The 21269-nt window shown below is 60.9% G+C and carries 20 protein-coding genes; all 20 read left to right on the forward strand.

Annotation, left to right across the window (positions count from 1 at the left end; genetic code table 11):
* Positions 1–138: 138 nt before the first annotated feature.
* The 20 genes from SA87_RS02470 (at position 139) to csx15 (ending at position 21260) form a co-directional block, all read left to right on the forward strand.
* Positions 139–561, forward strand: a complete 423-nt coding sequence (locus SA87_RS02470) for a TIGR03826 family flagellar region protein (protein ID WP_066198767.1) — start codon at positions 139–141, stop codon at positions 559–561.
* Between the two features lie 82 nt (positions 562–643).
* Positions 644–1120: a flagellar biosynthesis anti-sigma factor FlgM gene (locus SA87_RS02475; RefSeq protein WP_066198684.1), complete on the forward strand. Its 477-nt coding sequence runs from the start codon at positions 644–646 to the stop codon at positions 1118–1120.
* Positions 1121–1149: 29 nt separating this feature from the next.
* Complete coding sequence (locus SA87_RS02480; protein WP_066198687.1) at positions 1150–1692, forward strand: flagellar protein FlgN; 543 nt, start codon at positions 1150–1152, stop codon at positions 1690–1692.
* 238 nt (positions 1693–1930) lie between these two features.
* Positions 1931–3496, forward strand: a complete 1566-nt coding sequence (flgK, locus tag SA87_RS02485) for a flagellar hook-associated protein FlgK (protein ID WP_066198690.1) — start codon at positions 1931–1933, stop codon at positions 3494–3496.
* Positions 3497–3546: 50 nt separating this feature from the next.
* Positions 3547–3723, forward strand: a complete 177-nt coding sequence (locus tag SA87_RS13410) for a hypothetical protein (RefSeq protein ID WP_169816889.1) — start codon at positions 3547–3549, stop codon at positions 3721–3723.
* 48 nt (positions 3724–3771) lie between these two features.
* On the forward strand, positions 3772–4704 hold the full coding sequence (gene flgL / locus SA87_RS02490) for a flagellar hook-associated protein FlgL (protein WP_066441027.1): 933 nt from the start codon (positions 3772–3774) through the stop codon (positions 4702–4704).
* 72 nt (positions 4705–4776) lie between these two features.
* Positions 4777–5394: a DUF6470 family protein gene (locus SA87_RS02495; RefSeq protein ID WP_156516476.1), complete on the forward strand. Its 618-nt coding sequence runs from the start codon at positions 4777–4779 to the stop codon at positions 5392–5394.
* 102 nt (positions 5395–5496) lie between these two features.
* Positions 5497–5907 (forward strand): flagellar assembly protein FliW, encoded by a 411-nt coding sequence (gene fliW / locus SA87_RS02500; RefSeq protein ID WP_066198771.1) that lies wholly within the window; start codon positions 5497–5499, stop codon positions 5905–5907.
* Positions 5908–5913: 6 nt separating this feature from the next.
* Positions 5914–6210, forward strand: coding sequence for a carbon storage regulator CsrA (gene csrA / locus SA87_RS02505; RefSeq protein WP_066198702.1), 297 nt, complete (start codon positions 5914–5916; stop codon positions 6208–6210).
* 87 nt (positions 6211–6297) lie between these two features.
* Positions 6298–9543: a helicase-related protein gene (locus SA87_RS13415; protein ID WP_169816890.1), complete on the forward strand. Its 3246-nt coding sequence runs from the start codon at positions 6298–6300 to the stop codon at positions 9541–9543.
* A gap of 207 nt (positions 9544–9750) precedes the next feature.
* Complete coding sequence (locus SA87_RS02515) at positions 9751–10566, forward strand: flagellin N-terminal helical domain-containing protein (RefSeq protein WP_066198710.1); 816 nt, start codon at positions 9751–9753, stop codon at positions 10564–10566.
* A gap of 129 nt (positions 10567–10695) precedes the next feature.
* Positions 10696–12486 carry a motility associated factor glycosyltransferase family protein gene (locus SA87_RS02520; protein WP_066198714.1) on the forward strand — a complete coding sequence of 597 codons (1791 nt, stop codon included), beginning with the start codon at positions 10696–10698 and terminating at the stop codon, positions 12484–12486.
* Positions 12470–12859, forward strand: coding sequence for a hypothetical protein (locus SA87_RS13005; RefSeq protein WP_066441276.1), 390 nt, complete (start codon positions 12470–12472; stop codon positions 12857–12859). Before SA87_RS02520 ends, SA87_RS13005 begins: the two co-directional genes overlap by 17 nt.
* Before the next feature lie 44 nt (positions 12860–12903).
* Positions 12904–13902: a UDP-N-acetylglucosamine 4,6-dehydratase (inverting) gene (pseB, locus tag SA87_RS12505; RefSeq protein ID WP_082718151.1), complete on the forward strand. Its 999-nt coding sequence runs from the start codon at positions 12904–12906 to the stop codon at positions 13900–13902.
* A complete protein-coding gene (pseC, locus tag SA87_RS12510; protein WP_082718150.1) occupies positions 13892–15049 on the forward strand; it encodes a UDP-4-amino-4,6-dideoxy-N-acetyl-beta-L-altrosamine transaminase in 1158 nt (385 codons plus the stop codon). Before pseB ends, pseC begins: the two co-directional genes overlap by 11 nt.
* A gap of 4 nt (positions 15050–15053) precedes the next feature.
* A complete protein-coding gene (locus tag SA87_RS12515; protein ID WP_082718149.1) occupies positions 15054–15785 on the forward strand; it encodes a cytidylyltransferase domain-containing protein in 732 nt (243 codons plus the stop codon).
* A gap of 3 nt (positions 15786–15788) precedes the next feature.
* Entirely contained in the window at positions 15789–17276 is a 1488-nt protein-coding gene (gene pseG, locus SA87_RS12520) for a UDP-2,4-diacetamido-2,4,6-trideoxy-beta-L-altropyranose hydrolase (protein WP_082910440.1), read from the forward strand.
* A gap of 108 nt (positions 17277–17384) precedes the next feature.
* Positions 17385–18440 carry a pseudaminic acid synthase gene (gene pseI / locus SA87_RS12525; protein WP_082718147.1) on the forward strand — a complete coding sequence of 352 codons (1056 nt, stop codon included), beginning with the start codon at positions 17385–17387 and terminating at the stop codon, positions 18438–18440.
* Positions 18441–18816: 376 nt separating this feature from the next.
* Positions 18817–20151: an IS5 family transposase gene (locus SA87_RS02550; protein ID WP_066198731.1), complete on the forward strand. Its 1335-nt coding sequence runs from the start codon at positions 18817–18819 to the stop codon at positions 20149–20151.
* Between the two features lie 140 nt (positions 20152–20291).
* Entirely contained in the window at positions 20292–21260 is a 969-nt protein-coding gene (gene csx15, locus SA87_RS12530; RefSeq protein ID WP_082718262.1) for a CRISPR-associated protein Csx15, read from the forward strand.
* Positions 21261–21269: the final 9 nt, after the last annotated feature.

Raw genomic sequence — 21269 nt, forward strand, 5'->3', positions numbered from 1 at the left:
GGTGGTTGTCGGCCCGAAGGATCGGGTCGGTCGGGCGGTTTTTTGCCGAAAACGGGCGGCGAAGCGTCGCAAGGCGACCGTCCGGCGGCCGCCCGCCGTCAAGCGGCCATCGGCAAAAACGGCCGAAGGGGGAAGCGCATGGGGGAGCTCGCCAACTGCCCGCGCTGCGGCCGGGTGTTCGTTCGCCTGCCGGGGCAGAAGGTCTGCCCGGCGTGCGCGGCGGAGATCGAGGCGGAGTTCGAGCGGGTGTACGCGTTCATCCGGAAAAAGGAAAACCGGCAGGCGACGATCTACGAGGTGAGCGACAAAACCGGCGTGAGCGTGCGGCAGATCACCGAGTTCATCCGGGAGGGGCGCATCCGGATCGCCGATCATCCGAACCTCGCCTACCCGTGCGAGCGGTGCGGGAAGGCGCTCATCACCGAGGGGCGCTTCTGCCCGAGCTGCAAAAAGGAACTTGAGGAAATGACGGAGCAGCTCAAACGCGCCCTCGAGGCGCGTCCGGAGGCAGGCGAGCGGTATCTGCAAAAAAAGGGTCGGCCGCCGGAAAAGCGGCCGTAGGCCGTAAACCTTTGCCGCCGTTCGGCCGATACTGACGGTAAAGCGAGGCGGCGCTCGAGTTGCCGAAAGCGGGGGATGCGGCATGAAAATCGATCCGACGCAGGGCGCCGGCGCCTACCGGGCGGAGGCCAGCCGGGCTAGCGCCGGCCGGACGCCCCCGCCGCATCGGGCGCTTCGGGCCGAAGACCGGCTGGAGATCTCGCCGGCGGCGCGGGCGCTTTCGGTCGAAGGCGCCGGGCGCGCGACGCCGGCGCCGGTTCCGGGCGGGGTGCCGGCCGTTTCGCCCCCGACCGGCGCGCCGGCGCCGGCGCGGTCTCCGGCCGCCGGCGCCGGCGCCTCGGCTTCGGAGGGCCCCGCGGCGGCGGGGCCGGCTCCGGCCGGCCCCTCTTCCGCCCCGGCTTCGGGGGGCGCGCCGGTCTTCGGCGTGGCGGGCGATCGGGCGCAGCGCCTTCAAACCCTCCGGCAGGCCGTCGAACAAGGCGCCTACCGCCCGGATCCGGCGGCGATCGCCGAGGCCCTCCTGCGCGCGCTGGCCGGCGGCCGGCGGGCGGAGCGGTGAACTCCGGCGGGGCGAAGGCGGGGGGAGCGATGCGGACCGACGGACCGGAACGCGGGACGGAAGGCCGTCCGGATGCGGCGGCGCTCTCCGCTTTGATCGACGTGCTGGAGGACCTCATCAAAGTGCACGACGCCCTCATCGCGGCGGCCGAAAGAAAGCGCGCCTCCCTCACGGCCGGAGAGGTGCCGGCGCTCGAGCAGGCGGTGGCGGAGGAGATGGCCCTCGTCCGCCTTGCCGAACAGCTGGAGGCGCGCCGGGCGGAGGCGGTCGGACGCTGGGCGGCCGCGACCGGCCGGGGGAATGCGGCGCCCCGGACCCTGCAGGATCTCATCGAGCGGCTTGCGCCCGGAGAGGCGCGAACGCGGCTGGAAGGCGCCCGGGCGGCGCTTCGGGACCGGATCGCCCGCCTTCGGGCGGCCAACGAGATCAACCAGGCGCTGATCGCCTTTTCGCTTTCCTCCATCGAGGCGCTCATCAAGCTGTACGCCGGCGCCGGCGAAGGCGCGGGATACGCCCCGCCGGGGCGGGAGGTGCCCCGGGACGGCGGCGCCCTGTTCGACGGGCGGGCGTAAGGCGGCGCCGGCGCGAAGCGGGACGCCGGCTTCGGAGCGATCGGCCGAGCGCGGCGCCTTTTGCCCCGGACGGTTCGGACGGACGATTCCGGTGGACGGTTCGGGCGGACGAGGCGTTCGCGCCGGCCAGGGGGTCGCCTGCCCCGGAGCGACGCCGGGGCGCGGCAAGCGGCACCGAGACGGCGGGCACGCGAGACGACGGGCAATGCAATGCCTTCGGCCCGAAAGGGGGATGGGGATGCGCTCGACCTTTACCGGCGTCGAGATCGCCCGCCGGGCGCTTTTCGCCCAGCAGGCGGCCCTCCAGACGACGGAACACAACGTGGCCAACGCCAACACGGACGGCTACACCCGCCAGCGGGCGGAGCTCGTCGCCGCCCGGCCGCTCCCTTATCCGGGCCTCACGATGGGGGCGCTGCCGGGGCAGATCGGGATGGGGGTCGACGTGGCGCGGATCGCCCGCCTCCGGGACGGGTTTCTGGACCGGCAGTACCGGGAGGAGCGGGCGGCGGCGGCGTACTACGAGACGCTCTCGAACGTCTACGACCGGCTGCAGGCGGTGCTCCGGGAAGATCCCGAGCTCGGCGGGACGGGGCTTCTCGCGGCCGCGGACGCCTTTTTCGGGGCGTTCGACGACCTCGCCCTGAACGCCGAGCGGGGGGAGGCCCGGGAACAGGCGATCGGCGCGGCCCAGAGCCTCGTCGACGCCTTCTGGCACATCGCCGAGTCGCTCGATCGCATCCGGGGCGACCTCGACTTCCAGGTGCGCCAGATCGCCGAAGAGGTGAACTCCATCGCCCGGCGCATCGCCGACCTGAACGGTCAGATCGGGCGGCTCAGGCCCCACGGCCTTATGACGAACGACTGGGAGGACGCCCGGGACCACCTTCTGGACGAGCTTGCGGCGCGGGTCGATCTCGAGGTCGTCGACCTCGGAAACGGCATGATCCGGGTGACGATCGCCGGCGGCAAGACGCTCGTCGACGGGACGGACGTCCGGCCCCTCGAGATCGGGACGGACGGCGCCGGGCGGACGACGGTGGCGCTCGGCGGAGAAGCGCTTCAGGCCCGCGGCGGCACGCTCCAGGCGGCGATGGAGGCCCGCGACCGGGTGCTCGCCGATCTTCAGGGACGCTACGACGCCCTCGCCCGGGCGTTTCAAGCCGAGGTCAACCGGCGCCACATGGCCGGGGTGAACCTCCGGGACATTCTTGCCGGAAAGACGGACCCGAGCAACATTCCGTTTTTCGTGAGCCGGTCGTGGCTGGAGACGCTCGATCCGGCGGTCTGGGATCAGCTGCAAAGCGGGACCCTTTCGTGGACGGACGCGCAGTTTCTCGATCCGAACGCGGACCCGCCGGGGTCGGCGTACGTCTGGGAGGCCCGCGGGATCGGCGACGTCGCCGTCAACCCCCTGCTGGTCCGGGACCGGACCCTCCTCGCCGCCGCCGGCGCCCCGCCGACGGGCATCGCCGACGGCCGAACGGCGAAGGCGCTGGCGGCGCTTCGGACGGCGGGGCTTCCGGGGCTTCCGACCGGCGAGGCTTTCGGCGAGGCGTACGGCAGCCTCATCGGCCGCCTCGGCATCGACGCCCAGCGGACCGACCACCTGCGGGAGATGAAGGCGACGCTCGTCGAGCAGGTCGATCGCCAGCGGCAGTCGGTCCACGGCGTCTCCCTCGACGAGGAGATGACGAAGCTCATCGAATACCAGCACGCCTACAGCGCCGCGGCTCGGGCCCTTACGGCCATCGACCAGCTCCTCGATCGGCTCATCAACGGCACCGGCCTCGTCGGGCGGTAAGCGGGCACGGGGCCGGCGCATCGGGCGGCCGTTCTACCGCCCCTTCGTCCATGACGGGGGGGCCGGCGCATCGGGCGGCCGGCGCGGATCGGGCGGCCGGGACGCTTGCCGGCGCGGATCGGGCGGTTCGGCTGACCGCGGCGGAGGGCCGGTCGGGCGGCTCGGGAGCGACTTCGGCCGCCCTGGCCGTCGGCGCGGATGGAGGCGGCCGGCGCGGATCGGGATGACCGGGCGCGCGGCCAGGGCGACGTTCGGCGCGGAAAGGGGGGATGGGCGTGCGCGTGACCCACGGGATGCTCGCGTCGCAGTTTCTGGCGAATTACGCGCGGTCGCTCGCGCGGCTCGGCCGGCTGCAGGGGCAGCTCGCGACCGGAAAGCGCGTGCTTAAGCCGTCCGAAGATCCGGTGACGGCGGTGATGACGCTCCGGGGGCAGGCGGAGCTTCGGGCGATCGAGCAGTACAGGCGAAACGGCGACACGCTCTTGAGCTGGGTGCGGGCGACGGACGCGGCGCTTTTTGAGGCGGAGGACCTCTTCAAGACGCTTCGGGAGAAGATGGTGCAGGGGGCGAGCGACACCCTCGGCGAACAGGCGATGGCGGCGCTCGCCGCCGAGATCGCCCAGATCAAGGAACAGTTCGGCGCGATCGCCAACACGTCCATCGGCGGGCGCTTCCTGTTCGCCGGGACGAACACCGGGGAGCCGCCTTACGGGCCGGATCCGGCCGATCCGACGAAGAGGGTTTTCCGGGAGGCGGCGGGACCGGCGGTCCAGAATCCCGGCGGGAACGACGCCGTGATCGAGGCGACGCTCAAGCCCGGCATCGACCTCCCGATGAACGTCATCGGCAAGACGCTGTTCAACACGCCGGACCGAAACGGCGATCCGTTTTTTGCGTTTCTCGATAAAGTCGTCGAGCGCCTGAAAGGCGGCCAGGCCGTCGGCGATCTCCTCGGCGCCCTCGACGATCACGAAGATCGCTTTTTGCGCACCCATACGACGCTCGGCGCGGTGGAAAACCGCCTCGAGATGATGATGCGGCGCCTCGAAGGGGAGACGGCGATCACGGAAGAACTCCTCTCCCGCCAGGCCGACGTCGACATCGCGGAGACGATCACCCGCCTCAACATGCAGGAAAACGTCCACCGGGCGGCGCTCGCCACCGGCGCGCGGGTGCTTTTGCCGACGCTCGTCGACTTTTTGCGCTGATGGGGACGGATGGGCGCCGGGCGGCGGAAGAAGCGCGAGCAGAAGACCGGGGAGGAAAGGAGCGGGCGGTCGATGCCCGGGGTGCGGCTCATCATCGGCGCGACCCGCGCCGCGATCGCGATCGAACGGCGGCCGGGGAAGCTTCTCATCCGCCAGCCGCCCGCCGACGTCTCGATCCGCCAGGTGCCGGCCAGGATGCGCATCGAGCGCACGCCGCCAAAGCTTTCGATCGACCAGAGCGGGGCCTGGGCGGCCCTCGGCCGGCTCGGCGCCCTCGAGGCGGCGCGGCGGGCGGCCGAGGCGGGGCGCGAAGGGGCCCTCGAAGGCATCGCCCGGCGGGCGGAGGAAGGCCGGCGCCTCGCCCGCATCGAGGCGGGGACGGGCGGCGGCCGGGCGATCGCCGACATCGCCCGCGACCGGGCCTTCCCGCCTCCGCCTCCGCCGCCGGGGCTTCGCTTCGAGCCGTCCGCCGGCGCGGTGCGCCTCGCCTACGACCCGGGCGCCCTTCGCATCGCGTGGGAACGGGGCGGCGTCGAGATCGAGATCCGTCCCCGGCGGCCGGAGATCGATTACGTTCCGGGGGAGGTCCGGATCGTGCCGACGGCTGCCCCGCGCCTTCGCTTTGCGGCCGTCGTCGACGACCGGGTGCTTCCGCCGTGGCCGGCGCCGAGCCTGGAGATGCTCCTGTGAAGGGATGCGGGAAGCGGCCGGGACGAGGGCCGGCAACGGCGGAACGGATGTCGGTCCGCGGGCGGTGAGGCGGCCGGGAGATGACGTCGGGGGGTGGCGTCCGTGGACGACCCCGTGATCACCTTTCGCCGGGGGCTTCCCGGCTTTCAGACCTATACGCGCTGGCGGCTTTTTGAGGAGGCGCCGCCTTTTTACGTGCTCGAGGCGGCGGAGGCGCCGGCGGTGGCGCTTCCCGTCGCGAATCCGTACGCCTTTTACCCGGACTACGCCTTCGCGCTTCCGGACGACGTGAAAGATCGCCTCGGGCCGTGGGAGGCGCCGGAGGACGCTGTCGTCCTCGCCGTCGTCACCGTGCGCTCGCCAAAGGAAGCGTCGACGATCAACCTCAGGGCGCCGATCGTCGTGAACGTCCGGACGCGCCTCGGCGAACAGGTCGTCCTCGAGGACGTCCCCTACTCGACGCGCATGCCGCTTTTTCCGAAGCGGCCCGAGCCGGCCGAGGGGCGGGGGTGAGGCGGCGTGCTCGTCCTGAAGCGAAAGGTCGGCGAGGCGATCGTCATCGGCGACGCCATCGAGATCGTCGTCCTCGGCGTTGAGGGGGGCGGCGTCCGGCTCGGCATCCGGGCGCCGCGGGAGGTCGGCGTCTTCCGGAAGGAGCTGTACGCGGAGATCGCCTGGGCGAACCGGGCGGCGGCGGCGCCGCGGGCCGATCTTCGCCGCCTCCTCGGCGCGCTGGGAGCGGATCGGCCGGCGGGCGATGCGGCGCGGGCCGCTCATCCGGCGGCAGAAGGGGGCGGTCCGGAGGAAGGGCGCTAGGACCGCCTAAAAAGCGGACGGTCTGAACCGATCGCCGTTCGCCGAACCGATCGCGTCCGGCGCCGCATCGACCTAAGGCGAGGAGGGATGGCCGTGCGGATGGCCCTGTTCCGGGTGCGGGGGACGGTCCGGCCCGTCGTGTCGCCGTCCGCGTTTTTTGCGGGCCTCGCCCGGGCGGGCATCGACCCGGCGGAGGCGGCGCCCCTTTTGCCGATGGTGCCGCTTGCGGTCGCCGAGTGGGCGATGGCGGCCCTTGCGGAAGGCCGCGCCGAGACGGCGGAGGCGGCCCTCCGGGAGGCCGACCGGCGCTTCGACGTCGGTTGGTCGGCCTGGCTGGCGGCTTCGCCTTCGCGGCCGGAGCGGGCGCCGGCGGCGCCGCCGGATGCCAATGAAGCGGCGGGCCCGCCGCTCGCCGGCGGCCCAACCGGCGCATCGGCCGTGGGCGATCCGACGGGTGGATCGGCGTCGGGGGACGCGTCGTTCCCGCCGGCCGCCGGCGATCGGGCTGGCGCGCCCGCCCTGGAGGCCCTGCCGGATGGGCCGGCGTTCGCGGCGGCCCGATCGTGCCTCCTCGAAGCGGTGGCGGGGCGGGTGCTCACCTTCGAGCAGCTTGTCCGGCGGCTTAAAAGGACGGAATGTTCGGATCTTGCTTCCCGGGAGGAAGCGCTGCTTTTCCTCGTCCAGGCGCTCCTCGACGAAGGGTCGCTTCGGCTTGCGGCGGGGATGGGCCTCGAAGTCCGGGACGGCGCGCCCGTCTTCGTCTGCCGCCGCTGCGGCACCGCGTCCCGGACGGTGGAGACGCACCTTTGCGCCGATTGCGGGACGGAGGACGTCTTCTGCCCCGCGTGCGCCGCCCTCGGCCCCGTGCGGGGCTGCACCGCCGTCTTCCGGGCGGCGGAGGCGTCCGGGGCGTCGGGGACGGTGGCGCCGGCGGTGCGGTCGGGCCGGGCGCCGGATGGGCGCCCGGCGGAGCGCCCGGAGACAGAGGCGGCGGAGGCGCCGGAGGCGGGGGAGGCCGGAGCGGCCGGCGATCGCGAACGGGACGCGGCCCGGTTCGGGGAAAAGGCCCGGCCGCCGGCCGTAGCCGGCGCCGCCGGGACCGGTGGGGAGTCCTGGCGGGCGCGCCTTACGCCCGCGCAGCGGCAGGCGGCGGAGGCCGTCCGCGCCTTCGTCGCCGGCGCTTTCACCGAAGAGAGGGACCGCCCGGGCGGCGCTTTGGCGGAATCGGCGCCGATGGCCGCTTCCGAAAATGCGCCTTGCCGCGGGACGGCGGAAGAAGCCCCGCCGCCGGCGCTCCTCCTGTGGGCGGTGACCGGCGCGGGGAAGACGGAGATGCTCTTCCCGGCGGTCGAGGCGCTTCTTTCCGCCGGGCGGCGCGTCCTCTGGGCGACGCCCAGGCGCGACGTCGTGCTGGAACTGTGGCCCCGGCTCCGGGCCGCGTTTCCCGGAGCGGTCGTCGCCCTCTACGGCGGGGCCGAGGCGTTCGCCGAGGCGTCGGCGCTCACGCTGTCGACGACGCATCAGGCGCTTCTTTTCGAACGCTTCTTCGATGTCGTCATCGTCGATGAGGCCGACGCTTTTCCGTATACGGCCGAGCCGTTTCTTCCGCGGGCCGTCCGGCGTGCGCTTCGGCCGGGCGGGCGGATCGTGATCGTCACGGCCACGCCGAGCGCGGAAGATCTCGCGGACGTGCAGGCCTCGGGCGGGGCGGTCGTCATCGTGCCGCTCCGCCATCACGGCCGGCCGCTGCCGGAGCCGGAGGTCATCCGTCTCAAGCGGCCGATCTTTCGCGGCGAGGGCGGGCGATCGGCCGTCAGAATGCCGGCTGCCGCCCTCGACTTCATCCGCGAACGGCTCCGGCGCGGGCGGCGGGTGTTCGCCTTCGTGCCGCGCGTCGCCGACGTGCCAGAGGCCGTGGCGGCCCTTGCCTCGGCGCTCAACGCCGCGGGCCGGGCGGACGCGGATGCCGGCCGGGCTGCCGCCGGTTCCGACCCGTCGGGCGCCGCGGAGGCGGTGCCGGACGGGTCGCGGGCGGATGGCGTGCGCATCGCCGGGACGCACGCCGGGGACGACGGGCGCGACGCCAAGGTGCGCGCCTTTCGCGAAGGGGCGCTCGACGTCCTCGTCACGACGACGATCCTGGAGCGCGGGGTGACCGTCGCCGGGAGCGACGTCGTCGTCCTGGACGCCGACGCCCGGGTGTTCGACGCGCCGACGCTCATTCAGATCGCCGGGCGCGCAGGGCGGATGGCCGAAGACGACGCGGGGGCGGTGGCGTTTTTCGCCGCCGAAGAGACGGAGGGGATCCGCCGGGCGGCAGGGCACATCGCGGCGATGAACCGCCTGGCGGAGGCGGCGCCGGCGGCGCAGCAACTTTCCGCCGATGATCCGCGCCTTGCGGCGCTCCTTCCGGCGGGGGAAAAGCGCGGGCGGACGCTTCTCGGGTCGATCGTCCGGGGGATGCGGTCGTCCGAAGCCCTCGCCCGGGTGCGATCGCTTTCGGCGCTTTTTTTCCGGCGAACGGCGGCGTGCCTTCTCTGCGGCGTGCCCTTTGCCGCGGAGGACGACCATCCGCTGGGCGATCTTTTTTGCGGTCGGTGCCGGGAAGACGTGCCCGCGCCGGCGCCGCCCCTTTGCGCCCACTGCGGCCGGTCGCTTCGTGATCCGCGGCTGCGCGACCTCGCCCCCGGTCCGGCGCGCGGGACGCCGGGCGACGGTCGTGCAGCCTTGGGGCATCGAGGGGCGCCGCCCGGGCCGCCGTCCCCGCCGCCCGGCGCCGGCGACGGGCTCTGCGCCGACTGCCGGCGGTGGCGCGCGGACGCCCGTCACGGGACCGCCCTCGCCCTGAACCGGAGCGCGGTGACGCTCACCGCCACGGTGCGCGAGCTGCTTCACCGCTACAAATACGGGCGGGAGCTCGGTCTCTTCCGGCCCCTTTCGCGCCTCCTCATCCTCGCCTATCTGCATCATTTTGCGCATGACTCTTTTGACGCGGTGACGTTCGTGCCGATGGCGGCGGCGCGGGAACGGGCCCGGGGGTTCAACCCGGCGGAGGCGCTGGCGCGGGCCCTGAGCCGGGCGAGCGGCCTTCCGGTGCGGGCGCTTCTCGTGCGGCCCGACGACGGCCGGCGGCAGGCGTCGCTCGGCCGGGCGGCGCGCCTTAGGCGGGCGGAGACGCTCTACGTCTCCCGGGACGACGGCCGCCCGCCGGGGGCGCGGGTCCTCCTCGTCGACGACGTCTACACGACGGGGAGCACGCTGCACGCCTGCGCGGCGGCGCTCCGCCGGGCGGGATGGGCGGAGGTCGTCGGCCTTACCGTCGTCCGCGCGTAAGCGCGCGTCCTCGGGGAGGGGGTCACGGCGAAGGGCCCCGGCCGCGATCGTCATGATCGTAAAAAATCGTGCGTCGAAGGCGGCGCAAAGGGCTAAACGGCTCCGGCGCTCCGTCCGATACATGAGGATGAAGCCGGCGCCGCAGGGCGCCATGCGGCGGCCGGCCCCCGCACGGAGGCGGGAAAACCCATTCAAGGAGGAATGGCGATGCGCATCAACCACAACATCTCGGCGATGAACGCCTACCGGATGCTCACGCTCAACAACTCGAACGTCGCCAAGTCGCTGGAAAAGCTCTCCTCCGGGCTTCGCATCAACCGCGCCGGCGACGACGCGGCGGGCCTCGCCATCTCGGAGAAGATGCGCGGGCAGATCCGCGGTCTCGACATGGCGGTGAAAAACGCCCAGGACGGCATCTCCCTCATCCAGACGGCGGAAGGCGCGCTCAACGAAACGCACGCCATCCTGCAGCGCATGCGCGAACTGGCCGTGCAAGCGGCGAACGACACGAACGTAGATGAGGACAGACAAGCGCTTCAACAAGAAGTAGACGCTCTGAAAGCCGAAATTGATCGCATTGCCAACACAACGGAATTTAACACACAAAAATTGCTGGATGGTACCTTTAGTGGTAAAAAGTTTCACATCGGAGCGAATGCCGATCAAAACGTTACTCTGACGATCGCGACGATGAAGGTGTCGGCGTTCACTGGCTTAAGTTCTGTGAATATCACGAGTCAAACTGGTGCTAATGCAGCCATTACGACGATCAACAGCGCAATTGAAAGAGTCTCGCAGGAGCGCTCCAAGCTCGGTGCTCTTCAAAACCGTCTTGAGCACACGATTAACAACCTCAGCACTGCCTCGGAAAACCTCGCCGCCGCTGAATCGCGCATCCGGGACGTCGATATGGCCAAAGAAATGATGGAGTTCACCAAGAACACCATCCTTTCGCAGGCCGCGCAGGCGATGCTCGCGCAGGCGAACCAGGTGCCGCAGGGCGTGTTGCAGCTCCTTCGGTAAGCCGGCGTGACAAAGACATGAATCGATCGATGGTCGCAAGGAGAGAACGCACGGTTCTCTCCTTGCCGTCTTTATCTTTGGGACTTCGACTTCGATACAGGAACGTTAAGTCTCTAAGGAGGACTGGCGGTGCGCGAAGCCAATCCCGCATTACGATCCCAGGAACTCGCGTATGAAACCGCGAGGAACGGCGAAACAACGGTCAAAGTCATCCGCAACGGTCGCGCGTACTACATACATAGCCCGTATGATCCCGCTCGGGAGGCCCAGCGCTTTGCCGAGGTGATCCATCGGCCGGGGTTTTTGCACATCGTCATCGGTGCCGGGCTCGGCTACCTGCTTCCGGCGTTGCGCGTCCGGGCGACCGAAGACGATCGCTTTGTCTTGATCGAGCCGATGGCCGAACTTTACGCGCGCCTTCGGGCCTCTAATGTTCTGAAGAATCACGGCGATGAGCGGATCAAAGTTTTTCAAGCGTCGCAACGTAACGAACTGCAGCGTTATCTAGGGCAGCTTTTTCACAATGGGTATCTGTCTCGCTTTCGCGTTGACGTCGCGCCCAATTATCGCCAGATCGCTGGCGACGAGATCGCCGAGCTGGAGCGTTGGCTTTTGGAGCTGGCCCGCATTCATCAGGTCGGCTTTAACACGCTCATCAGCTTTTCATTGCAGTGGCATTACAATTACTTGCTCAACATGCGCCACGCCGCGCGTTCGACGCCGTTTAACGAATTTAAGGCGCGGTGGGACGTTCCGGCCATCATCCTCGCCGCCGGTCCTTCGCTGGCGCACGCATTGCCCGAGCTTCACTGGCTCCGCGAGCGCGCGCTGTTGATCGCTGCCGGTTCGGCGATTACGACGCTGGTCCGGTACGGCGTGCGGCCGCATCTCGTCGTTTCCGTCGACGGAATGCCGGCCAACCATGCTCATTTTCAACGCGTCCCTGATCTCGATGTTCCGCTGTTTTATTCGCCGATGATCTATTATAAAATCTTAAGACAATACCGCGGGCCAAAGGTCGTCTTTCAAGTGGAGCAAACGCCGTTTCAAAAATGGTATAACGAAAAGCTCGGTTTTGATCCGGGCTTCGCCCATACCGGACCTTCGGTTGCCAACGTCGCTTTGGACCTGGCGAGGCAAATGACGTCCGGTCCGATCACTCTCGTCGGTCAAGATCTCGGTTATACGGGCGGATATTCCCATGCGCCCGACCATCCGCATCGCCGCGCGCTGGATGCTTTTGTTCAGGGGGGGAGAAAGCTTATCGAAGTCGAGGCCAACGACGGTTCGATGCTGACAACGGATTATGTCTACCTTTCGATGAAGCGCTGGTTTGAATCGTTTGTGGCGGTCCATCAACTCGGCGACCGCGTCTACAACAGCACCGCGCAGGGAGCGAAGATCGAAGGCGTTCCTTTTATACCGTTGAGCGAATTCGCGGAGCGCTATGCGGATCAAAAAGTCGATCTGGATCGGGAGATTAAAGAAGTCATTCAAAAGCATAGACCGCCAATGCCGCCGAAGCTGGGATTGGACGAGGAATATGCTCTGTTGCATGCCGCCTCTGTCCCGATTCGGAAAGCCCGAAAGGCAGCCAGGGAGTTACACGATTTGATCAAGTCTGAGAGGCCAGACGTCAAGCAAGTCCAAAAGGTCGTTCGAAGACTTGATCGGCTCGACGCGGAGATCAGGTCGCGAACGGAGCTCGATGAGCTCTTGGGTTACCTCGTGTCCGTCTTGCATGAAAGAATACAAGCCGCTAATATTGAGTCAGATAGCGACGACGCAAGCGTGCGTGACGAGAAGATTGCGCAGAAAAACGTCCGCTTTTATACCGACCTGTACCGTGCCGTCCGGACGACTCGGTTGTTGTTATATTTCATTTCACGCAGAGGAGATTGCGATGGAACAAGAACTTAAAGCGTTGCTCGGCTCGCTTAAAGATTATTTACCCAGACTCATCGCGGCGTGCGATACCGTCGCTGAGGAGATCAAGTTCGGGGATAAGGAAAAGGGCTATGCGACACTTGCGGCTGTTTTTGACGGCTTGTCGTGGGTGTATGATGCGCTCGGCGCAGTGGCGCGGGCCGTTCCGGAGGAGGTTGCCGAGCTTAACTGGCCGCGTGAGGCGGGGTATCTCGGTCAGCTCGAGCAGGCGCTCGTTGACCGAGATGATGTAATGGTGGCGGATGTCATCGTTTATGAAGTTCGCGAAGCAATGGTTGAGGCTCAAACGGCGGTGCATATGCTTTATAAAAGACGAAGCGAACGACAACGAAGTGAACGACAATAATCTACAATTAAAGTAAATTACCTGATAGGAAACAGGTGAATGGGATGTATTCATTTCTCAAAGAAAAAACCGTACTCGTCACTGGAGGAACCGGATCATTTGGACAACGTTTCGTAGCCACAGTGTTACAGGAATCTGTTAAAAAGGTAATCATTTTCAGTCGAGATGAGCTAAAACAGTACGAAATGGCGCAGTCTTTCGATGACCCTCGCATTCGTTTTTTCATCGGCGACGTGAGAGACAAAGAACGCTTATACCGAGCTTTTGACGGTGTGGATATTGTCGTTCACGCAGCGGCTTTAAAACAGGTACCAGCGGCCGAATACAATCCTTTTGAAGCAGTCAAGACGAATATCATTGGTACACAAAATGTGATTGATGCAGCTATTGATTGTGGTGTTGAAAAAATCATCGCTCTTAGTACAGATAAAGCGGTCAACCCGATTAATCTTTACGGTGCAACCAAACTCGCCTCGGAAAAGATATTCGTCGCAGCAAACGCTTATGTAGGTGAACGCAAAACTCGCTTTGCCGTTGTTCGGTATGGAAATGTCGTCGGCAGCCGCGGGAGTGTAGTTCCGTTATTTATCAGGTTAAAAAAAACCGGCAGGCTTCCAATCACTGACGTAAGAATGACTCGCTTCTGGATCACCTTGGATCAGGGGGTCCGTTTCGTTCTTGCGAGCCTCGATCGGATGCACGGTGGAGAAATCTTTGTACCCAAAATTCCAAGTATGCGCGTTGTTGATCTCGCCAAGGCGATCTGCCCAGAATGTGAGCAAGAGATTATCGGGATTCGACCGGGCGAAAAAATTCACGAGGTCTTGATCCCTGATGATGATGCCCGTCGTACCGTGGAATACGACGACCATTACGTCATTCAACCGGATTTTGTCTGGTGGAAAAAGGAATACACCAATGGCGGTAAGCCGGTTCCCGAAGGTTTTCGCTACAGCAGTGACACCAACCGAGAGTGGTTGACCGTTGAACAACTAAGAACTTATATTGCAGCACTTTTAGCGGAGGAAAGTGATGATCGATAAATATTTGCCATATTCAACGCAGTGGATTGAAGAAGACGACATCGACGCTGTCGTTGACGTCCTGCGCGGGACATACCTTACGACGGGACCAACGATCGATGCGTTTGAGCGTGCATTCGCCGAATATGTCGGCGCTCCTTATGCCGTCGCATTTTCCAGCGGAACAGCGGCGCTTCACGCTGCAGTGTTGGCGGCGGGAATTGGTCCTGGGGATGAGGTCATCACCACCCCGATGACCTTTGCCGCCACAAGCAATGCGGTGCTTTACGCGGGTGGCGTGCCCGTATTTGCCGATATTCGGCCGGACACATACAACATCGATGTTGCCGACGTTGAACGCAAGATCACGTCACGTACGAAAGCGCTCCTTCCCGTCGATTATACCGGGCAACCGGCGGATTTAGGGCCACTGCGCGAACTCGCCGATCAGTATCGTCTTCTTCTTATCGAAGATGCCGCTCATGCACTGGGGGCGACCTATCGCGGGCGGCGCGTTGGGTCTATTGCTGACATGACGATCTTTAGTTTTCATCCGGTCAAGCATATCACCACTGGGGAAGGAGGGATGGTGACCACCCATCGCGAAGATTTGGCCGAACGTCTTCGGTTGATTCGTTCCCATGGAATCGTACGAGATCCAACAAAGTGGTCTAAAAACGAAGGGCCCTGGTACTACGAAATGCACGATCTTGGCTACAATTACCGGATGACGGACATCCAGGCGGCCTTGGGTTTAAGCCAACTCAAAAAGGTTGATCGGTTTATCGTTCTACGTAAAAAATACGCCGCCATGTATAATGCAGCTTTTGCTGATAACGATGCCTTGATCGTTCCTTATCAATCTCCAGATGGCTCTTCAAGCTGGCATTTATATGTCTTGCGTTTACGATTAGAGGCATTATCGATCACGCGACGTGAAATCTTCGATGCGCTTATCCGAGAAAACATCGGCGTTAATGTCCATTACATTCCGGTATACTGGCATCCTTACTACGCCGGTCTGGGCTATCGACGAGGTCTTTGTCCGGAAGCTGAGCGCCACTACGAAGCGATCATTACACTTCCGCTTTATCCGAAAATGATCGAACGTGATGTAATCGATGTGATCGATGCGATCGATCGGATCGTGAAGCGGGGAAAGCGGTGATAACATGAACATCGTTGCAATTGTCCAAGCCCGCATGGGTTCGACGCGTTTCCCTGGCAAAGTCATGCGCCCGGTGCTCGAAAAACCGCTTTTATTGCATGTTCTCGACCGTATCAACCGTGTTAAATCGATTCATCGAATTGTTGTGGCGACGACAGTGCACCAACAGGATGATCCGATCGACCGGCTTACTCGAGAACATGGCTATGATGTCTATCGTGGCTCTGAGGAAGATGTTCTTGATCGCTACTATCATGCTGCCCGCGCTCATGGAGCTGACGTCGTCGTTCGCATCACGGCTGATTGCCCGCTAATTGCGCCGTCGGTCATCGAGCAGGTTCTTGAATACTATCTCCGCGCGGAAGGTGCGTATGACTACGTTTCAAATACGCTTGAGCGAACCTATCCGCGCGGAATGGATACAGAAGTGTTTACGTTTGAAAGTCTTGAGGTAGCTTGGAAAGAAGCGCGAGATCCTGCATCCCGAGAGCACGTAACGCTTTATATTTATCGTCATCCTGATCGTTTTCGACTCGGTTCGGTGACGTATCCGCAGGATTTAAGTAGCTGGCGGCTTACGGTCGATACGATCGAGGATTTTGAACTCGTTAAGCGTGTGATAGAATCGTTATATCCACAAAAGCCGCGGTTTGATTTCGTAGACATCATCGATGTGCTTGAACGACATCCTGAATGGCGGAAGCTCAACCAACATATTCGGCAAAAGGAAGTATGAAAAATGTTTATCATACGTGTGGATGCTTCTCCAATGATCGGAACGGGACACGCCATGCGCATGCTTGGCCTGACGCAATGGCTCAAAACGTCTGGGCAAGAAGTGCATATTATTGCTCACACGCTGCCCGAGTCAATTGAAGCGCGTTACGCCGAGGTAGGCGTAAGCGTAACACGTATCCCAACAGCGATCGGTGGTTTTGATGACGCCTTGATAACGGCAGGCATTGCCAAAGAACACGGCGCTGAATGGATCATTCTTGACGGGTATGGATTTACACCGGAATATCAACGGGTTCTTAAGGAAAAAGGGTTTAAGCTTCTGCTGATGGACGATTATGCTCACTTACCTTATTACGTGGCCGATGTTATCGTCAATCAAAACTTATTTGCCGAACGATTAAATTACCGATGTGAATCGCCTTGTCGATTATTGCTGGGCAGCCGTTATGTTCTTTTAAGAAAGGAATTTTGGCGGTGGCGACATCTCGACCGAAAGTTTTCGTTTCAAGTACGTAAGCTATTATTGACAATGGGCGGAAGTGATTCGCAGAACCTAACTTCTAAGGTGCTCCAGGTTATCAAGCAGATTGACGGGTCATTAGAGATCAATGTCGTTATCGGTGCGAGTAATAGCTATCTCGACATTATCCAGGAATTAACGCGCGAAGTAGAAAAATGGGGTCATCGAGTTCGAATTAAAATAGATGTCAATAACATGCCGGCTCTCATGGCAGCATCGGATATAGCGATTACAGCAGGGGGAACGACGGTTTGGGAACTGGCCTTTATGGGAATTCCAATGTTGGTGATGGCAACACAAGAAAATCAGTTGATGGTCTCACAGGCGGTTCATGAAGCGGGAATCGGGTACTATCTTGGCGAACATACAACGATCAGCGATGCGTTTATAAAAAAAATTATTCACAAAATAATGCGCTCGCCTTTATTGCGCCTAGAAATGGGAATGAAAGGACGAAAATTGATCGACGGATATGGAGTAGAGCGAATTGCCGCTGTATTACAAAACAGGTCGTTTTTTATACGGAATGTCCATTGGAATGACGCTGTTCTGCTTTGGAAGTGGGCAAACGATAGAAGCATCCGATCTTCTTCCCTTAATCCAGAACCGGTTTCTTGGGAAAACCATATTGAATGGTTTAATTCGAAGATGGCTGATCGTAACTATATCATGTGGATGGTTATGAATCAACAAGATCAGCCGATGGGGCTTGTTCGCTTTAATATTGTGGGAAGTGAAGCTGTCATTTCAGTCTTATTGGATCCTAAGTATCAAGGGCGGGGACTAGGACCTCAAATTATCCAGTATGCATCTCGTCTATTAATAACGAAAAAAAGAGTAGATTGCATTCATGCATATATTAAACCAGACAATGAGAAATCTAATAGAGCATTTAAAAAGGCAGGTTATAAGTACTTGGGCGTTACCTCAATTGACGGCAAAACAACAGATCATTTCGTATATTCGTGATGAAGCGTGCTTGATTGTGGGTTGTTACCAGTGATAAACTTTTTACAAGCCAAAGCTAACTGGGCGCATCTCATGTGGTGATATTGTACTGGAGGGTGAAATCAGAAGATGAGCTCCCTGATAAATATTGCGGGGCGGAGGATTGGCGCTGGAGAAGCTACATATATTATTGCCGAGATATCTGCCAACCACCAACAAGATTTTGATCAGGCGGTTAAGTTAATCTATGCCGCCAAGCAGGCAGGTGCCGACGCCGTTAAGTTGCAAACGTATACACCAGATACCATAACCATTCAATCCAGTCGCGAATATTTTCGTGTGAACAGCGGAACGTTGTGGGATGGAAAGACGCTATATGATCTTTACTCTGAAGCATATATGCCGTGGAAATGGCAACCAAAGTTAAAGCAAATTGCTGATACCATTGGAATTACTCTCTTCTCGACTCCTTTTGATGCTACGGCCGTTGATTTTTTAGAAAACGAAGTGGGAGTGCCGGCATATAAAATCGCCTCGTTTGAACTCGTTGATTTGCCTCTCATACGGAAGGTGGCAGCGACAGGGAAGCCCATTATTTTATCTACAGGGATGGCCACATTGGCAGAAATTGATGAGGCAGTCCAAACGGCACGCGCTGCCGGTGCTAAAGAAATCGCGCTGCTTCGTACGAATAGCGCTTATCCCGCGCCTCCGGAAGAAATGAATTTGCGTACGATCCCGCATATGCGTGATGCCTTTGGAGTCCCGGTCGGACTTTCCGACCATACGCTAGGGATCGCTGTTCCAGTAGCTGCCGTGGCGTTGGGGGCGAATATCATTGAGAAACATTTAACATTGTCAAGAAGTATTCCCGGTCCGGATAGCGCTTTTTCTCTTGAGCCGGATGAATTCAAAGCGATGGTGGAAGCTGTTCGGACGATTGAAAAAGCTCTGGGTGCCGTTCATTATGGCACGACATCAAGGGAAGAGTCGAGTCGAGCATTTCGCCGATCATTGTTTGTTGTAAAAGACATAAAAAAGGGGGAGACGTTTACCGAGTATCATGTTCGGAGCATTCGACCAGCGCATGGGCTTCACACACGGTACTACGATATAGTGCTCGGAAGGAAAGCAGCAAAGGATATTCCCGCAGGGATGCCACTTTCTTGGGATATGTTGGAATAGAAAGGTTATAATTAGTATAGTTGTTCGGCACTTCATTCCCGTTGAGCAAAAACGCTTGATCACAAAAAACAAGGGGTTACCTAAAAGGCCGGTGAATAACCCCATCGTTTTGAAGGAAAACTGAACTCATGGATCGAATTCATTCAATCAAAGCAAGCAAACATCCCTTTCTCAAAGGAGATTCAAACATGCGGCCTCGACGATGGACTTCCCATCAACCCAAATTGTTTCAGCACATTGATATGGAATCCCTCGTGCCACAAAATCACATCCTTCGCCAAATCGATCGCGTCTTGGACTTCTCTGCGATCCTGAGTGGGTCGCCCCGCTTTATTCGGAACGCACCGGCCGTCCGGTCGTCGATCCGGAACTCGTCATGCGGATCATCTTACTGTCTTACCTCTTCAATCACTCTGAGCGGGAACTCTTTCAAACGCTCCCCATGCACGCCGGTTATTTGTGGTTCTTAGGGCTCGATTTCGAATCTGTGCTTTACCCGGAGGCCGGGGGTCCGAGGCTTCCGGATCGCACGACCGTGGTCAAAACACGGAAACTTTGGCGCAGGCACGGCATTTTTGAGAAAGCCATGCGCCATGTGGTGGATCAATGCATCGCCGCAGGGCTCGTTCAGCCGGAAGTGCATGTCGCGGTGGACGGCACCCTTGTCCGCGCCAATGCTTCCATCCACCGCTTAAAGCCCATCGTGCCGGCCCCCGTCGAGTCGCTCGACGCTTATTTGGCCCGGCTGGAGGAAGAAGATCGCTCGTTTTCCGACGGCGGAGACGAAGACGACTCCTCTCCGTCCGACCCTCATCCCCCCGATCCGGGCCCGAACCTTTCATCCCCCGGCTCCCCTTCGGCTTCGTCGGGAAGGCCACCCAAGAAGCCGGGCGATTTTCGGGGGGAGCGGTTTTCCAACCGGACCCATCGGAGCATCACCGATCCGGATGCCCGCCTTGATCGAAAAAGCTCCGGCCAAGAAGCCCATTTGCGTTATCTCATTCATCACACGGTGGACACCCGCTCCTCCGTCATCTTGCGGACCCAGGCCAAGATCATCACGGGCACTGCGGAACGAGAGGCCGCCCTCGAAGCGTTGCTGGACATCCGGCGTGAGCACCCCTCTCTTCGCATTCAAAGCGTCTCCGGAGACGGTGGATATGCCGATACGGAAACGCTCGATCGGCTTTTGAAGATGGACGTCGTTCCCCTCATTCCCGTGCGATCGCTTCAAAAAGAAGCGCTCCCCGGGTGGCGCCGAGCCGTCCGGGATCCGGAGAAAGCACGCAAAAGATGGAGCAAGATCAAGGCGGTACTCGTGCAAAGCATTGTTCGTCGCCTGAATGGTCAAACGCATTACCGAGCCAAACGGACGCGACGCGTCGTCATTGAACGTCTTTTTGCCGAAGGCAAAGCGCAGCACGGCTTAAGCCGTGCTCGAAGCCGTGGCTTGGAAGCGATGCAAGAGCAAGCCATCCTGACAGCTGTAGTGCAGAATCTCAAACGATTAAGCCGGTATGTGCGGAAGCGCCCACAGACCGGGAGTTCCGTGTGCCTCAAACCGGCAGACGAAAGGCTCACAAAGGGAGCGGCCGCGTTTTTGACGGTTCTATTCGTTCGGACGTCAGACCTCGTCGGGCGAAGATGGTCGATCCGGTGGACTTCATTCACCAGCCTTTTAAAAAAGAATCGTGGAATCCCCCAAAACTGAAGATGGCCTGATGCAGGTCAGACCGAGATTCAGGCGCGGCGAAAAAGGCTCGAGCCAATCTGAAGTTGCTTCGCATGCCAATGGAGAGTAAAATGTTGGGAGAACAAAACTAGTCTCTAATAGTGGGAGGAGGTTCCAAAATGAGTATTATTCACTTGAAAAGAGATGAGGAAGTGCTTTGGCATCGAGTTAAGAGATACGTGATCAATGGCCGCGAAACAACAACTGTGGACTTGAAAACTCAAATTGACTTAAAATCCGCCAGAGGAAAAGCAGAATTCATAAAAGATGTTACGGCAATAGCAAACAGCAGAATAAGCCCATCTGAAGGGGGAAGCGGAACAGGCTATATCATAATAGGCGTTAAGGACGAAGGCCAGTGCCCGAGAGAAAGCCAATCAAGTTATTTGGACTGTGTGGTCGGACTTTCGGAAGATATAAATCGTGATGAGTTGGAACGACAAATGAATGAAATTCTCGCGAATTATAGCGACCCGCCTCCACGGGTGTCATTGGAAGTTATTCCATTGAATGAACATAAAAAAATCGGTGTGGTGGTGATTACCCCCTTTAGAAGACCGCACAAGATCGTCAGGCCAATTGAACATCTTGAAAAAGAAGATGTGTTTATTCGGCGGGAAACAGCAACAGCCCGTGCAACGCCGGAGGAAATAATTTCCATGGCAAACCGTAGCGACGTTAAGAGAGCAATTGTCCTTAACCTAAGCAGTCACCCCTTGACGGCTCAACAAAAAGAAGAACTTCTTGTAGATCATAAATTAGAGATAAGTGAATTGATCGAAGTAGGGATCCATTTTGACATTAACAGAGATATTACTGAACAAATAGATGATTTGCTTAAAAATAAAATCATGCTTGCATCAGATGAGTGGTCTTCGGAATCAGTTTACATTATTCCTCCCGGCCTTTCCGCTCCAACAATGGCCTTGCTTGCAGCAATTCATGGATTAAAAGGGCATTTTCCGAAGGTTATTTGGATTGGTGTGAAACCAGACGATGCTGGTTATCATGCAAGACACGTTATCGACTTACAAAACATAAGAGATAGATTTAGGGAAGAAAGGACAAGACAGGAAGTAAATCCGTGAAAAGTATGT

The organism is Hydrogenibacillus schlegelii (assembly GCF_001653195.1).
In the GTDB taxonomy this organism is placed as follows: Bacteria; Bacillota; Bacilli; order Thermicanales; family DSM-22653; genus Hydrogenibacillus; species Hydrogenibacillus schlegelii.

Bases quoted from the DNA above. Each gene is read 5' to 3' on its own strand.
- SA87_RS12515 (WP_082718149.1), top strand. From the start codon at position 15,054: ATGAACATCGTTGCAATTGTCCAAGCCCGCATGGGTTCGACGCGTTTC.
- pseB (WP_082718151.1), top strand. From the start codon at position 12,904: ATGTATTCATTTCTCAAAGAAAAAACCGTACTCGTCACTGGAGGAACC.
- flgK (WP_066198690.1), top strand. From the start codon at position 1,931: ATGCGCTCGACCTTTACCGGCGTCGAGATCGCCCGCCGGGCGCTTTTC.
- SA87_RS02515 (WP_066198710.1), top strand. From the start codon at position 9,751: ATGCGCATCAACCACAACATCTCGGCGATGAACGCCTACCGGATGCTC.
- pseG (WP_082910440.1), top strand. From the start codon at position 15,789: ATGTTTATCATACGTGTGGATGCTTCTCCAATGATCGGAACGGGACAC.
- SA87_RS13005 (WP_066441276.1), top strand. From the start codon at position 12,470: ATGGAACAAGAACTTAAAGCGTTGCTCGGCTCGCTTAAAGATTATTTA.
- pseC (WP_082718150.1), top strand. From the start codon at position 13,892: ATGATCGATAAATATTTGCCATATTCAACGCAGTGGATTGAAGAAGAC.
- SA87_RS02495 (WP_156516476.1), top strand. From the start codon at position 4,777: ATGCCCGGGGTGCGGCTCATCATCGGCGCGACCCGCGCCGCGATCGCG.
- SA87_RS02470 (WP_066198767.1), top strand. From the start codon at position 139: ATGGGGGAGCTCGCCAACTGCCCGCGCTGCGGCCGGGTGTTCGTTCGC.
- pseI (WP_082718147.1), top strand. From the start codon at position 17,385: ATGAGCTCCCTGATAAATATTGCGGGGCGGAGGATTGGCGCTGGAGAA.
- SA87_RS02475 (WP_066198684.1), top strand. From the start codon at position 644: ATGAAAATCGATCCGACGCAGGGCGCCGGCGCCTACCGGGCGGAGGCC.
- csx15 (WP_082718262.1), top strand. From the start codon at position 20,292: ATGAGTATTATTCACTTGAAAAGAGATGAGGAAGTGCTTTGGCATCGA.
- SA87_RS13410 (WP_169816889.1), top strand. From the start codon at position 3,547: ATGACGGGGGGGCCGGCGCATCGGGCGGCCGGCGCGGATCGGGCGGCC.
- SA87_RS02480 (WP_066198687.1), top strand. From the start codon at position 1,150: ATGCGGACCGACGGACCGGAACGCGGGACGGAAGGCCGTCCGGATGCG.
- SA87_RS13415 (WP_169816890.1), top strand. From the start codon at position 6,298: ATGGCCGTGCGGATGGCCCTGTTCCGGGTGCGGGGGACGGTCCGGCCC.
- SA87_RS02550 (WP_066198731.1), top strand. From the start codon at position 18,817: ATGCGGATCATCTTACTGTCTTACCTCTTCAATCACTCTGAGCGGGAA.